The following is a 14,204-nucleotide window of genomic DNA, read 5'->3' as shown; positions in this document are numbered from 1 at the left end:
TATCGCTGGCCTCTATTCTTTTATGGCTAAATTAGGTTTGAAGACACGCTCTAGTCAATAGTGGGAAGCTTCTATTTCGGCAAGTTAATCGAGAGAAACGACAACTATAGTTTTTTATGTATTGGGCAAACCCTATCGTATATAACGGATCTCATATTCACAATGATCATCCCCGCATACGTTGCACATAACTTCTCGCACGGATACCTTGTCTTTCCATATTTTATTGATAGCCCCTTCTAATATGGCTCCTTCCAAATCACAGACCATCTTCCCTTCCATCACCGGAAGCCCCTTGCAGAAACATTCCTCAACTGCTATCCGAAGCTTATGCTCATCCTGATATACAACTTTCGGGATACCAATCTGAAGCTCTTCGAACAGAACCAAGATATCCTCTAACGTGGATACAGGCAGCGATTCTCCTATTTTGCGGCCAATTGTGACGGTAGTTCCCTTCCCGCCCATAGGCAGTGCTTGATGTAAGCCAATCAAGCGGATTGTCCGGAACAACTCCAGTGGCACCTGGGTTCCCAGCTTCTCCCGACCGATTAACTTCATGTCTTCGTAAGTAAATGCTTCTTTCATGCCTGCTGCGCCTCTCTTTGCTTACTTTATAGGGTTACGGCTATAGTTTAACATTTCAGTATAATAAGAGAGTGATCCTGCACACATTTATGAATAGCAGTGACTCCAATTTGATATTACATAATACCATCACTTGCGCATTTTAATCCAAAGAATCAAGCTTTCCCCCTGCCCACACGTCTTTGACATACTGTCCCTCGACCGCGAGACGATCCAGCCATTTTTTCGCTACTGTTTCGCTAACGCCGTGAACAACTTGATAAGACTTTTGCAGGGTTGCCTCTACATTTGGGGCCATCTTGCTCCCGTCTCCGCACACATAGAACCGTCCTCCCTGATCCAAGATGCCGATTAGCTCCTGCTCACGCTGTGTCATCAGATGTTGAACATAAGTTTTCGGCTGCCCTTTAATCCGTGAAAATGCGGTGTGTACGGTAACAAGCCCCTCTTGTTGGTACTGCTCCAGCTCTTCTTCGTATATATGATCCGTTGCATCGCGGCAGCCGAAATAGAGATGCGCTGTGCCGAGATGAACTCCTCGCTGCTTAAGGGTACGACGTGCTTGAAGAAATCCGCGGAACGGCGCAATCCCAACCCCTGGGCCTACCATAATAATCGGAGTCCCTGGATCTTCAGGAAGCTGGAAGCCCGACTGCGGCGTACGCACGAACATCACGATCGAATCTCCCGGCTGCATGTCGGCAAGATAATTGGAAGCAACCCCTCGATATTCATTTTGGCCGCTCCATGCAGGACCTCGCACAACGCCAACGGTAATGCTGGCCTCCTGCGGCTGTATGCGAGGAGAACTGGAAATCGAATAGTATCTAACTTTAAGAAGAGGCAATAGCTCCAAAAAGCGTTCGAACGACATTTCGCATGCCTCGTATTTTTCCAACAGGTCAAGGATCGAAATCCGTTTCTGAAGGACGTTCAATTTGTATGCTTCTTCCCCCATCATAGCTTCCAGCTCTAGCTTATGCGGCGGACATATGGTCAATGCGGCAAGCTCCCGAATCTGCGCTCGAGTTGCGGCCTCTTGCAATTCCACGCTGCGGCTCAGCAGGTCGTATAGCTTTACAGGGCGATCCAGCGGCAGGTGCGCCACGCTCAATCCGGTCGTATGCAGAATGACATGGTCGTTGCCATTCAACCCAAATCGGCTTAACACACGCTCGACGAGTTCTTTCCGATTCAGAGGAAAAACGCCCAAATGATCTCCCTCTCGATACGACACTCCTTCCGGTAGTTCGATTTCAATATGACGCGTACTGCGCCCATCCCCTCCTTTTTGCAATTCGTGGTTGTCTAGTATCGTTGCGTAATGGGCATTATACGTTTCGGCAAGCGGTGCATCTACCGTTCCGCTGACAACCTCTATAGACAAAGCAGGGGTTACGCGTCTTTCCTTTTCTTTGACGCTCAATCCGAATGAGCCCATGACTGCAGGCCACAACTGATCACGCCAGATTTCCACCTCTGTCTCGAAATCGCCGCTGGCGTCGCCTTCCCCGATAGGAAGCAGCCTTGTTGCTCCTTTGGATGCGAGCTGCTCGTCAATGAATTTCGGAACGCTCTGATACGTGCTGGCCCAGTTATGGTCACCGCAGCCAAAGACGCAATAACGAACACCTTCCAATTCACCGGGCGTCACTTCTTGCAACCACTGAACGAAGCCGCGCGCATTATTGGGCGGCTGGCCATTATAAGAAGCCGTTACTATATAAGTAACGCCGTCTGTGGGCAGTTTGCCAGTATAATCATTCAGAGGCGCAACCTTGCTTCGGAAGCCTTGATAACGTGCCGTATCCGCTAATTCCCGGGCAATACCCTCCGCTGTGCCAAGATCGGATCCATAAAGCACCAGCAACGGAGTATCATGGCGTTCCACCTGATCCGGCTCGCCTTGATTAACCGCTATTTTCATTGCCGATTGCGTACTGCACCCGTCGCCTGCAGGGATATAGCCGGCTTGTTTGTTGCGGACACGGACTTGCATGGTGAACCCTTCGGGTTTCAATGTTAGCGATTCCATTAACTTCAATTGATAGTGAGTATGATCGATGAGTTCGAAATGTTTGAGAATCAGTCCCAGCACAAGCGTCGCCTCTTGCAGAGCAAATTGCTGACCGATGCAAGCCCGCTGACCGATACCGAATGGTTTGTAGGCATCATGGGGAATTCGGCTCGGATCCTCGAACCGCTCCGGACGGAATTCCTCCGCATCGTCTCCCCACGCGGTAACATCGCGATGCAATTGAGGGATCAGCACAAGCAAGCGATCCCCTTTTTTCATCGCGTATTTCCCCGCCAGCAACGTATCTTCTTTCACTTGCAGATTAAAGGCCGGGGCTGTAGGCCATAGACGCAGCGACTCATCGAGAATCATCCGGATATATTTCAAGTTCTTTACCTGAGCGTAAGTCGGAACGGGATCCGTTAATACGCGATCCACTTCCTCATATCCCTTTTGCAGCTTATCGCGATTGTTCAACAGAAAATACAACGCAAAAGACAACAAACCGCTTGTAGTCTCGTGGCCGGCTACCAAAAACGTAATGATCTGAAAACGAATATTCGCATCATCCAAAGCTTCTCCCGTATCCGGATCTTTTCCCTGCAGCATATGGGCTAACAAGTCATCCGTCTCCTGATGACCGTGGGCTTTGCGTTCGGCGATGATTTTATCCACTAATGAGAACATAACCTCGATGTCCTGCATAAACTGGCGCCTCGTCTTAATCATGAGCTTATCTTGAATGCCGAGACGCTGAGCTTGATTCATAGCTTCATTCAACGCCCGAACCATACTGGTAACGAACGGATGGGGTTGTTCGCGATAGAAGCTGTTGAACCGATAATTGAAGCCGCATAACCCGATCGTATCCATTGCCAGCCTGGTCATGTCCTCTGGAACCTCTACGCATTCGTCGGGATTCAGGCGCGACCACTTTTGAATAAGCTGCGTGGCCAGATCCAGCATCATGTCAAAATATCCGCGCATAGCCGTGCGGCTAAAGCTCGGGAGCAAAATATTGTGGGCCTTCTTCCAATTCATATCGTCGGTTTCGGACGTGAACAAGCCGTCCCCTGCAAAAGCTCGCACGTTGTCTAAAATCGTTTTATCGACGACCTTGCCGAAGCGCGATGAATCACTAAGTTCTTTCGCCAATTCATATCCCGAAACAACATGTAAGGTTCCAAACGGCAGCTTCATTCGGAAAATTTCACCATATTCTTCCGCAAGCTTCATGAATGACATAACGGGCGTGTCAGGATTAATGTGGGGCACGTTTCCGAGTGGTCCGTACGATTTGGGCTGTGGAATCGCAATAGACATATTACTACGCCTCCTAAATTCAATACTTCTTTTTGGTAAGAGGTAGTTCAATTGGAGCCTGCTTCTGGTACTGATGACCGACCTTGGTGGACACGGGACTAAGATAGGAATGAATATTCATTCCGTTTACGTTATGAAGACGACCGAGTTAATGGACTCGGATCGCATTCCAGCAACATTCCTCCACACCTGCAAGAAGTTCGTCCGTTTCCTCCAGTACCTCCGCTCTTATCGTTTCAAACAATTTGACGAGAGCACCGTAGAAAATGGAGATCAGCGCATTAGGCGGTAACGAAGAGATAATGCCCTGCTGCTGTCCTTGGACTAAGAAGTGACGAATAAAATCCATGCCTACTTCGAATGATTTCAGGCTTCTATCGTCCAGTAATCGAGGATTCAAGTGCGAGTCGATGAACGAAAAAGCTTCCCTGTTCCCTTTTGCGAAGTGGATCGTTTGAAAAAAAATGTGATGAAACTGCTGGCGAACGGTTCCGGATTCGGGAAAACCTTGCGTTATCGTCTGGAAAAATTGCACTACGCATTCTTGAAACAAGGAATTCAGTAGAACCTCTTTATTGTCGAAATATCGATAAATGGTACCCGCGCCTACTTTTGCGGTGTCTGCTATCATCGGTACGGTTGTCGCATCGAAACCACGTTCGGTAAACAGATTTAATGCTGCTAGTAAAATATCTTCTCTCTTATTCGTCGTCACTAGATCTCACCTTTCATGCGGAATGAACGTTCATTCCATTACATAATATACCAACAAAATTAAGAATTCAAGTCTGAATATAACGTTGATTCAGCCTTTTTCGCCGCATCTCAATATTTCAGCAGCAAAAATTATCGTTACAATAAAAAAACCGCGATATACGCGGCTCCTTTGGTTAAATGTACTACGGCATTGCTACTCTTTGGCGTTATCTTAGTGTTAGCAGATAGTCGGTCTTGTCAGCTTCGGTAATTTCTCTAAGCACTTTACAAGGAACGCCAACTGCAATCACGTTGCTTGGGATATCAGAAGTAACCACACTTCCAGCGCCAATCACCGTATTGTCTCCAATAGTGACACCGGGCATGACCGTTACATTTGCTCCAAACCACACATTATCCCCCACTCTAATGGGCTTAGAAAAGCAACCGCCTTGCTTACGTTCTTCATGGTTAATGGCATGATTAGAAGTGTATAGTCCAGCTCTGGGACCAAAAAGTACGTTATCACCAATGGTAATTTTCCCGCCATCTAACATCACACAATCGAAATTTGCATAGAAATCATTGCCAATATGAATATTGGCTCCGAATTCACAACGGAATGTTGGCTCAAAATGAACATTTTCACCAATGCTACCCATAAATTCTTGGAGAATCTTTTCTCTTGTTTCACGTGGTTGTCCGAAACTTTGATTGTATTCGTTGGTTTTCAGTACTATCTTCTCTCTATACGCTACTATTTCTGGATCTAAATCGTTATACATTTTTCCTGTTTTCATAAAGTCAAACTTATTTTGAATACTCATATCATTTCTCCCATTTTAAAAAAGTTATATTTAATATGTTCTATATATATAATTATTATATCGATATAATTCTGCTACTTCAACATCAATTCGTGACTGTATTCACCAAACATGGCTTACGGAACGCAATGCGATTGACGAGCATTCGTAATATTCCTCATTTACTTTAAGAGTCAAGCTAGCGTTCTTGGCTAATCACCTGGAAACAATGTGCGGATTCTTTTGTTGTGAAAGAGCAACTGCAGAGGCAAGTTTTCCGAATTCACTAGGGTTGTAACCAAAGGTTTTGCGAAAGAGCGATGCAAAGTGGCTTACATTGTGATACCCAACCATGATGGCCGTTTCACTGACATTGGCTTTTCCTTGCTCTAATATATATCGCGCTTCATTCATTCGCAGGCTTCGCACATAACCGAATACAGTGGTGCCGAACAACTCTTTGAAGCCGAGCTTCAGCTTGTAATCATTAAGCCCGGTTAATCTTGCAAGTCCAAGCAGGCTCGGTGGCTGCTTCCAAGTACGGGATAATATATCCTTCGCTTCATGAAGGCATTGGATATCTTCGGCTGTCAGCTTGGATTTGACTTGTTGACTCGTCTCTTCCTTATCCGTTCCATCTAAATGGAAGGCCAGCAATTCGAGTGCTTTCCCTTCCAAGTAAAGCTTCTGGAGTGATCCGTTATACGGACAACGCTTCATTTGTTCCACGATGAGCGGAATTTGCGGAGAACCTGCCGTTTGTCTGCAGTAGACCGGATTGGCCGTCAATCGATCCAGCTCGGGAAGAACGGTATTGAAATGCCTCAGATCGATTCGAAGCTCCATATGCTGTAAAGGCTCTTTTGGGGAGAGCTCGGCATGAAGCCTCGCCTCCCTCATATATATCAGCGACGAGACGCCTGCAGATAAGTTGAAGGTTCGGGTCGATGTCTCCCAGCAGCCTGTGCCAGACATCGTATAAGAGATTTCCAAGTGAGGATAATGAACCCCGACATCCATCGTAACCGGCTCGTGCAATTCGGCGTCGAACCAATTGATCTCCAAGCCTTGTCTTAAGAAAATCCGTTGTAAATGCCCTGTTCCGCTCACAGTCGGAATGGAATAGATTTGATGGTGCTGCTTCTGTGGGGGGGGATGGAGTGACATCTTGCCAGTCCCCGTAAGCGCCGCTCAAATCCCAGGTGTCTATTTGCAGTTTCAAAGCTATTCTCCTCCACTCTAAAGTGCCATCAAGATGAGTTCATTTTATCCTAATAAAAATATGTTGTAAATACGAAAAACTTTTTCCCTCAGGAAAAAGTTTCATTATGAACATCCTTATGTCGATTCAAGATTTCACTTGCCACCCATCGGAATCCTGCTGCAACCTCCATAACTTTGCATATAGACCTTCTTGAGCCAACAAGGTGCGATGAGTGCCTTCTTCAACGAGTCGGCCATGCTCAAGGACAAGAATCTTGTCTGTATTCTGAATCGTTTTGAAGCGATGCGCAATCAGAATGACGGTTTTATCGGCGACCAGCTCATTGATGGCCTGCTGCACAGCAAGTTCATTTTCCGGATCCAAAGAAGCGGTTGCTTCATCCAGCAGCACAATCGACGCATTCTTCAACAATGCTCTGGCAATCGAAATCCGCTGCTTTTCACCTCCGGATAATGTCGAGCCGCCTTCTCCTACCGGCGTATCATATCCTTGCGGCAATTGGGAGATGAAGTCATGACAACAAGCGCGCTTGGCCGCTTCTTCAATCTCTGCTTGCGTTGCGTTCATGTTGCCGATGCGGATATTGTTGCCGATCGTATCTTGGAATAGATACACATCCTGGAATACCATGGACATATGCTGCAGCAGGTTTTCCGGATTGACATCTCGAATGGAATGTCCCCCAATCCTGATTTCTCCCTGTTGAACTTCCCAGAAGCGCGCAATCAAGCGTGTTACGGTGCTCTTCCCGCTTCCGGACGGTCCTACCAAAGCCGTGATCGTATTCGGCTGGATCGTAAAAGACAAGTCCTTCAGGACAGGCGTATCGGCGTCATATCCAAATGTGACCCGGTCGAACACGATCGGCCCGGAAGACTCGATGCTTGCTGTGCCCTGCATCGGTGCATGCTGCTGCACGTCCATGATCCGCTGTGCGCTATAAGCAGAATACCGCATTCCGCCATAGTTCATTAACACGACGGTTAACGGTTCAAAGATTCGAGTCCCAAGCAGCAAGAACAAAAGAAAGATGGGAAGAGTCAACGTTCCGCCAACAAGCAGATAGCTTCCGGCATAAATCATGATGGTCATCCCGGAGCGGATCAGCAGCATCGCTCCCATAATAAGAGGACCTACGAGACCTTCAAGCCGAATCGAAGCGCGTTTCAATTGGTCAAATGAAAGGCGTAAACGTTCAAACCGATCCCCGCCCATATTGTGGGCTTTGATCTCGCGTATACCGGCTAAATACTCCTGCAGTCGACTGGCAGCCTCATTTTTGGCCCTGACATGACGTTCACTTAAGCGCGCTTGAATCGAGTCTGTCAGCCACAGCAGCAATCCCCCTATTGGGACCGCTATGAACATGGACAATGCCATTCTCCAGTCCACAAATACAAGCCCCGCGAATGCCAGTACGGGCAGCATAATCGCGCTAATCAATTGCGGCACATTGTGAGATATCGTATGTTCGACTTGTCCGTAGTCGCTCAGCAATAAGTTCGTCATATCACCTGGATCCCGCTGTCCGAAATAACCTAACGATAGATGTCGCAGGTGCTCGGCTATTTTTAAGCGACCGGATGCTGCCAAGCTGTAGGCAGCTTTAAAAGATTTATCGTAAAGAAAAGAAGTAGCGGCATAGGACACCATCAGCCAGACGATCAGAATGATGCATACGATCCACATCCGCCCGGTGTTCAAGCCCTTTTCCGGATACGCAAAAGATTCATAAATGGTATTAAAAATATCGATTAGCAAAGCTGCCGGAATGATTTTGGCTATGCCGTCCAATATGGCTGCAAAAGCGGAAGGCCATAAATTTTTGATGTTGCCTGCCGAAATGTTGTAAAAGTATTGATTCATCTGGAAGCCTCCCCTGCAGGAATTACTTGTGGCGACGATATTATATTCTCTGCACCCAGTCTCCAAGAGGAGGCACTTTGATGTGCTTGCCACATTTGCTCGTACAACCCGTTTTCTGCCCGCAGTTCGTCGTGCGTTCCGTGTTCGACGATTTCCCCCTGCTTGACGACAAGAATTTGTTCTGCCGCACGAATCGTGGACAGGCGATGAGCAATGATAAGGACGGTCTTCCCTTTCACAAGCTCAATGAGCCCTTGCTGAATCTTCTTTTCGTTTTCAGCGTCCGCATAAGCCGTCGCTTCGTCCAGCACCAGAATTGGCGCATTTTTAAGCAGCGCCCGAGCGATGGCAATTCGTTGCGCCTCTCCCCCTGATAAATAGGTGCCGCCCTCTCCTATTTTCGTGTCGTACCCGTGCTCCAGCTTCTCGATAAATTCATGACAGCAGGCAGTCTTTGAGACTTCAATGACGGCTTCTTTGGATACTGTCATATTGCCCATTCGAATATTCGCTTCAATTGTATCGTAAAAAAGATGAACGTCTTGAAATACAAAGGAGACGGTTTCCATCAGCGTATTCGTTCCCATCTCTCGAATCGGAACGCCGCCAATCGTTATCTCGCCCTCCTGAACATCCCAAAAACGAAGCAATAGATTGGCAATGGTCGATTTTCCGCCGCCTGAAGGACCGACTAATGCTGTCATTTCCCCTGCTTTTGCCACAAAATGAATGTCCTGTAATACCGATTTGAAATCTTTGCTTCCTTTCCGTTCATATGCGAATGAAACATGCTGGAAGGCGATATCGTAACTGACAGGAACTTGGGGTACAACAGGCTCCGTTACAACCGGTTCCGCAAACACAGCTTCAATCCGCTTGTTTCCTTCCACAATTTCTCTCAGCCCGCCGCCCAGATACATCAAATTCAACAACGGCGTGGATAAGCTTGGTGCAATAATGAGAAACAAAATAAACGTAATCGCAAACGATTGATTGCCGGAATTACCGCTCAACAGCAGAATTCCGATGGGGATAATGAAAGTAAACAAAGAGCTTACAATGACAGAAAAGAGACTGTACGGTGTCTTAAATAAATCCGTAATATGTAAAGAAATATCGCGGTATCTGGTCACTGCTTGCTTGAAAGTGAGAAATGAATCCGCCGTGATCCCGAATACTTTTACTGCCGGCATACCCCTGACATATTCCACGCCTGTTGCATTCATTTCTTCCACCGCATGTTGAAATTCTCTGTAGGCCGTTTGTCCCATTACGTTGCCGAACATACGGAACTGCAGCCAAAAACCGATGCCGATCGGAATGAGCAGCACGAGAGCCAGCCGCCAGTCGAGCCAAAATAAATAGCTGAGCAATAGAATCGGCATAATCACCGCACAGACGGTATCAGGCAATTGGTGAGCGATAAATTTTTCTATTTTTTCAACACTGACCTCGATTATCTTTTTGAGTTCCCCTGTCGCCGTTTTCGTATGATAACCCATTGGAACTTTTGCAACATGCTCGGCCAGTCGCACCCTTAGCTTATAGAGGATGCTGAAAGCTGCGATATGAGAACACATTACACCGATATATAAAGTAAGTAACGCGGCAATCAAAGCGATGAGAGCAAAGATACCCCAATATAGGATATATTCCTTGTCTATGCTTGCAGGCTGCTGCGCATGTCGCAACAATTCCTCGATAATGTTATATACCGCGATAAATGGTGCGATTTGCAGCAGGCTTGAAAGGATGGAGAACAAGCTGGCCGCTGTTAATAATCCCTTTTTTTCACTGGCTATTTTTATCAAACCTGACATTTCAGATTTGGCACTCATGTCTATCCCTTCCTTCGTATAGTCTACTTAGCAGCAAGTGCTTAGTAATATAGGGTGATATATTGTTGTCTAGTCAACATGAGATTGAGGATTGCATGACTATAACCATTAATCCTATATTAACGATAAAGATAATCATTATCAATGGGTGCGAAAAAAAATGAACCCTCTAATATGGATGATTGCTACTGACCGGTTACCGCTCTGCTCTCGGTAGTCTTATTTGTCGCGGTAAACATCGTTATGGCCAACACGAGAACCAAGGCAGCGATGATTGCAAACGGAAGATGTCTATTTACTTGGTACAGGCTTGTGCTAAGAATTGGCGCAATCACAGCCGAAAGACCTTGAACTGATGCTAAAAGACCCGCTATGCCTCCCTGTTGCTCGCTGGAAACGGCGAGCGATGAACCCGCCATAAAGCCTGGCATCATAAGGCCCGCTCCTACCCCGAACAAAAAGAATGCCAGGTAATAGCTGATCAAGCTAATAACGAACAAAAAGAGCGCCATGCTGATCATGAACAGCAGTGATCCAACCAGAAGCAGTTGTTTGGGCTGCCATTTTTGATTTTTCATTTGAATCCCTTGCGTAATGATCATCGCTACCCCGGTAAACATCAACCCCATCGAGAGCATTCGCGCCGTTTCTTGGGTAGTCAAAGATAATTGGTCCTGGAAATAGAAGCCTCCGATCACTTGCAGGGTAACAACACTGAGCATCGTTACCAGACCGGCAAACAAATAAAGACGAACGCCTTTTTGAAATGGATTGACCTTTGGCGGCTTGTCTTGAATCATCGGTTTATGGGCTGGGATCAACAGCAGCACAACGACAAATGCCATGATCGGCAGCATAGCTCCGATATAAAGGGGCCAAATTAGTCCGATAAGAGCAAATACGCCAGCTATCGCAGGTCCAAGCACGAGGCCCAGTCCATTTGCAGCTCCTATGAATGCCATGCCTGCAGAACGGTCTTTTTCATCTGTGACATCCGCCATATACGCCTGTGCCGACGAAGGGACGGCTGGAATAAACAGACCAACCATAGCGCGCGCTGCTATCAGCAATGCGACTAACAGTCCGCCTTTAATGAGCCCCGTCAGTCCAGCATACATCGTCGCCGTAAACAAGACGTAGCTCACAAACATGCCCAGGAAGCCAATCAAAATGACGGGCTTTCTTCCTTTGATATCACTGAGCCGTCCCCACACCGGCGCCATCAAAGCCATTGCAATAGAGCCTAAGGATATAATCAAGCCCGAGTGGGTTTCGCTTAACCCCAATTCGCGGATGAGCGGAGGCATGATAGGAGCAATAATCATCAATGCAACCATCGCAACAAATACACTAAAAAAGATACTGAATCGAATTCTAGCCACTTTCACATTTTCCCCTTTCGCAGCATCTTTTATTGATGCTTCACTTTTGAATGTTAAGTGAAAAACGTAAGCATTTCTACCTTGAAACGGATTGTTCTTACGGAAAAACGGATTTATAATGCACATTACGTTTAAACCGCACACTATTAGCGTTAAGCCCTCCTATAAAACATGATTCCTGATGATGTCCTCAAGGTGATATACAAAATAATTGCATACTGAACCGAAGATGAGCCGAATAGGGATATCGTCTGAGCGGTGAGAAACAAGGCTACTCTTCTCTTCCAACCGTGGTTCATGTTCGTTATCATGTCTAGTTACACTCCTTTGTGTGCGTATATATAAAAATAAAAAGAGCAGAAAGCATAGCACCTTTCGGTGCAAGCCTTCTGCTTGTCGTACACGTCTAAACGGTACAGCAATACAATCTTCAGCAAAGAAACGTGGACATTCACGCCAATCTTAACCTGCTATTGCGCTTGAGGCGCCATGATACGGGTGTCCATGTACGAATCGATCGCTTATTTATGATGGACACTGTCACTACTTGTCTTCGCCGATAATGCGTACTTCAGTCTCAAGCTCCACGCCGAACCGTTCGTTGACCGTCTGCTGCACGTGGCGGATAAGCGAAATATATTCGCTTGCCGTCGCATCGTCTACGTTAACGATAAACCCGGCATGCTTCGTGGACACCTCGGCGCCGCCGATCCGCGTACCCTGCAGCCCGGATTCCTGAATCAGTTGGCCGGCAAAGCGGCCCGGAGGACGCTTAAAGACGCTGCCGCATGAAGGGTATTCAAGCGGCTGCTTGGATTCGCGCAAGTTCGTCAGCTCATCCATCTTGGCCTTAACCGCATCGTATTCGCCTGACACAAGCGAGAAAGTCGCTTCCAGCACAATATACCGGTTCGGTCCGATATTGCTCCGGCGGTAGCCTAATTCGAGCTGTTCCTTCGTCAGACGGACAAGCTCTCCTTCAGGCGTTAGCACCAGTGCGCTTTCCAGCACATCCGCAATCTCGCCTCCGTACGCACCGGCGTTCATGTAGAGCGCTCCGCCTACCGATCCCGGAATGCCGCAGGCGAATTCAAGTCCGGACAGCCGGTGTTCAAGCGCGGCGCGTGACACGTCGATGATGGCTGCGCCGCTTTGCGCGATAATCTTATGCTCATTGCGGACAATCTGGTTCAGCCTGTTCAAGTTGACTACGATGCCCCGAATCCCGCCGTCCTTAACGATCAGATTGGAGCCAAAGCCGAGAATGGTAAGCGGCAGTTGATGCTGACGCGCAAAGTTAATGATAACTTGCAATTCCTCGTGACGGTCAGGCGTCACATACAGATCGGCCTTGCCGCCCATGCGGGTATAGGTGTGCTGTTTCAATAATTCATCATGTCTTATGGAATCTTCCGAGATCAATTCGCGTAATTGGTAATAACGTTCTAAGAGGTTATGCATGCTACTCCATCCTTACTTTTCTTTTTCGCATATCCATTATAACCAATAACCCTCGTAATAGGCTATGCACAGATAATCAATCGATACGCATGGATACGTACGCTATAGGGTATCTTATCCAATTAAGGGTGTGCTAAACGAAGAGAAAAGAAACAAGGAGCAGGTCATGGAACAGCATCCGTTAGATCAGGTGGAGACATTAGCATTAAAAAAGAAAGCGGCGTGGGACTCCAACAAGTTCCAGTACCTGCTTCGTTCCATCATGGCAAGCATGTTCATCGGGTTCGGCGTGGTTGTCGCGTTTAAGACGGGCAATCTATTCGACGAAGGCGCTTCACCGTTCGCCTATACGACGGCTGCCGTCACGTTTGGAGCGGCTATCATATTGATCGGCTACGCGGGCGGAGATCTGTTCACGGGGAATACGTTCTACTTCACCTTCTCCACTCTGCGCGGATCGACGACTTGGAGTGATACGTTTAAAATTTGGGGTACCAGCTATCTCGGCAACTTTATAGGCGCACTCTTATTTGCAGCCCTCTTATGGGGCACTGGATTGTTCCGCGGATATAACAGCAACGTATTCTTTTATGATGTAGTAGCGCATAAGATGGAGGCATCGACGTTTCAATTATTTTTCCGGGCGATCTTATGCAATTGGCTTGTCTGCATGGCATTCTTTATTCCGATGACCCTGAAGGGCGACGGGCCTAAAATATTTGCGATGATTCTGTTTGTCTACTGCTTCTTCATATCCGGCTTCGAGCACAGCATCGCCAACATGACCTCTTTCTCTATCGCATTGTTCATGGAGCATCCGGCCGGCATCTCGCTGTACGGCGCCTTGCATAATCTGATTCCTGTAACTTTCGGCAATATGATCGGGGGCAGCGTCTTTATGGGGATGATCTATTTTTACTTGAATAAGCGAAACCGGAACAAGATTTAATTGGTATGAAGTGAAAGGGAGCGGAAGCCGTGCATCACATAGCAGCGACGGCC

Annotated in this window: 10 protein-coding genes and 1 pseudogene; 1 reads left to right on the top strand and 10 read right to left on the bottom strand. The window is 47.2% G+C overall.

What is annotated here, in order from left to right; all coding sequences use genetic code 11:
• Positions 1 to 132: 132 nt before the first annotated feature.
• From LQV63_RS26410 to murB, 10 genes and pseudogenes are all read right to left on the bottom strand, one after another.
• Complete coding sequence (locus LQV63_RS26410) at positions 133 to 588, bottom strand: V4R domain-containing protein (protein ID WP_019422205.1); 456 nt, start codon at positions 586 to 588, stop codon at positions 133 to 135.
• Between the two features lie 142 nt (positions 589 to 730).
• Positions 731 to 3,928 carry a bifunctional cytochrome P450/NADPH--P450 reductase gene (locus LQV63_RS26405; RefSeq protein ID WP_233698916.1) on the bottom strand — a complete coding sequence of 1,066 codons (3,198 nt, stop codon included), beginning with the start codon at positions 3,926 to 3,928 and terminating at the stop codon, positions 731 to 733.
• 148 nt (positions 3,929 to 4,076) lie between these two features.
• The gene (locus LQV63_RS26400; protein ID WP_019422207.1) at positions 4,077 to 4,643 is read right to left on the bottom strand and encodes a TetR/AcrR family transcriptional regulator; all 567 of its coding nucleotides are present in this window, start codon (positions 4,641 to 4,643) and stop codon (positions 4,077 to 4,079) included.
• A 208-nt stretch (positions 4,644 to 4,851) separates the two neighbouring features.
• Positions 4,852 to 5,451 carry a sugar O-acetyltransferase gene (locus tag LQV63_RS26395; protein WP_233698915.1) on the bottom strand — a complete coding sequence of 200 codons (600 nt, stop codon included), beginning with the start codon at positions 5,449 to 5,451 and terminating at the stop codon, positions 4,852 to 4,854.
• Positions 5,452 to 5,646: 195 nt separating this feature from the next.
• A complete protein-coding gene (locus tag LQV63_RS26390) occupies positions 5,647 to 6,597 on the bottom strand; it encodes a helix-turn-helix transcriptional regulator (RefSeq protein ID WP_233698914.1) in 951 nt (316 codons plus the stop codon).
• A gap of 181 nt (positions 6,598 to 6,778) precedes the next feature.
• A complete protein-coding gene (locus tag LQV63_RS26385) occupies positions 6,779 to 8,521 on the bottom strand; it encodes an ABC transporter ATP-binding protein (protein ID WP_233698913.1) in 1,743 nt (580 codons plus the stop codon).
• A complete protein-coding gene (locus LQV63_RS26380) occupies positions 8,518 to 10,359 on the bottom strand; it encodes an ABC transporter ATP-binding protein (protein ID WP_233698912.1) in 1,842 nt (613 codons plus the stop codon). Before LQV63_RS26380 ends, LQV63_RS26385 begins: the two co-directional genes overlap by 4 nt.
• A 185-nt stretch (positions 10,360 to 10,544) precedes the next feature.
• Positions 10,545 to 11,741, bottom strand: coding sequence for an MFS transporter (locus LQV63_RS26375; RefSeq protein ID WP_233698911.1), 1,197 nt, complete (start codon positions 11,739 to 11,741; stop codon positions 10,545 to 10,547).
• A 170-nt stretch (positions 11,742 to 11,911) separates the two neighbouring features.
• Positions 11,912 to 12,040: pseudogene (locus tag LQV63_RS26370) on the bottom strand (MFS transporter); the annotation flags it as partial.
• Between the two features lie 244 nt (positions 12,041 to 12,284).
• Complete coding sequence (murB, locus tag LQV63_RS26365; RefSeq protein WP_233698910.1) at positions 12,285 to 13,202, bottom strand: UDP-N-acetylmuramate dehydrogenase; 918 nt, start codon at positions 13,200 to 13,202, stop codon at positions 12,285 to 12,287.
• A gap of 166 nt (positions 13,203 to 13,368) precedes the next feature.
• Here murB and LQV63_RS26360 point away from each other — a divergent pair, with 166 nt between their 5' ends.
• Positions 13,369 to 14,151 (top strand): formate/nitrite transporter family protein, encoded by a 783-nt coding sequence (locus LQV63_RS26360; protein ID WP_233698909.1) that lies wholly within the window; start codon positions 13,369 to 13,371, stop codon positions 14,149 to 14,151.
• The last annotated feature ends 53 nt before the right edge of the window (positions 14,152 to 14,204 follow it).

Source organism: Paenibacillus profundus, assembly GCF_021369635.1.
GTDB classification, from domain to species: Bacteria; Bacillota; Bacilli; order Paenibacillales; family Paenibacillaceae; genus Paenibacillus_B; species Paenibacillus_B profundus.
The sequence above is the reverse complement of the archived record's forward strand: the minus strand, read 5'-3'. Positions and strand labels throughout refer to the sequence as shown.

What these genes read in the sequence shown, in the direction of transcription:
- LQV63_RS26410 (WP_019422205.1), bottom strand. Translation starts at nt 588, where the DNA reads ATGAAAGAAGCATTTACTTACGAAGACATGAAGTTAATCGGTCGGGAG.
- LQV63_RS26405 (WP_233698916.1), bottom strand. Translation starts at nt 3,928, where the DNA reads ATGTCTATTGCGATTCCACAGCCCAAATCGTACGGACCACTCGGAAAC.
- LQV63_RS26395 (WP_233698915.1), bottom strand. Translation starts at nt 5,451, where the DNA reads ATGAGTATTCAAAATAAGTTTGACTTTATGAAAACAGGAAAAATGTAT.
- LQV63_RS26390 (WP_233698914.1), bottom strand. Translation starts at nt 6,597, where the DNA reads ATGTCACTCCATCCCCCCCCACAGAAGCAGCACCATCAAATCTATTCC.
- LQV63_RS26385 (WP_233698913.1), bottom strand. Translation starts at nt 8,521, where the DNA reads ATGAATCAATACTTTTACAACATTTCGGCAGGCAACATCAAAAATTTA.
- LQV63_RS26380 (WP_233698912.1), bottom strand. Translation starts at nt 10,359, where the DNA reads ATGAGTGCCAAATCTGAAATGTCAGGTTTGATAAAAATAGCCAGTGAA.
- murB (WP_233698910.1), bottom strand. Translation starts at nt 13,202, where the DNA reads ATGCATAACCTCTTAGAACGTTATTACCAATTACGCGAATTGATCTCG.
- LQV63_RS26360 (WP_233698909.1), top strand. Translation starts at nt 13,369, where the DNA reads ATGGAACAGCATCCGTTAGATCAGGTGGAGACATTAGCATTAAAAAAG.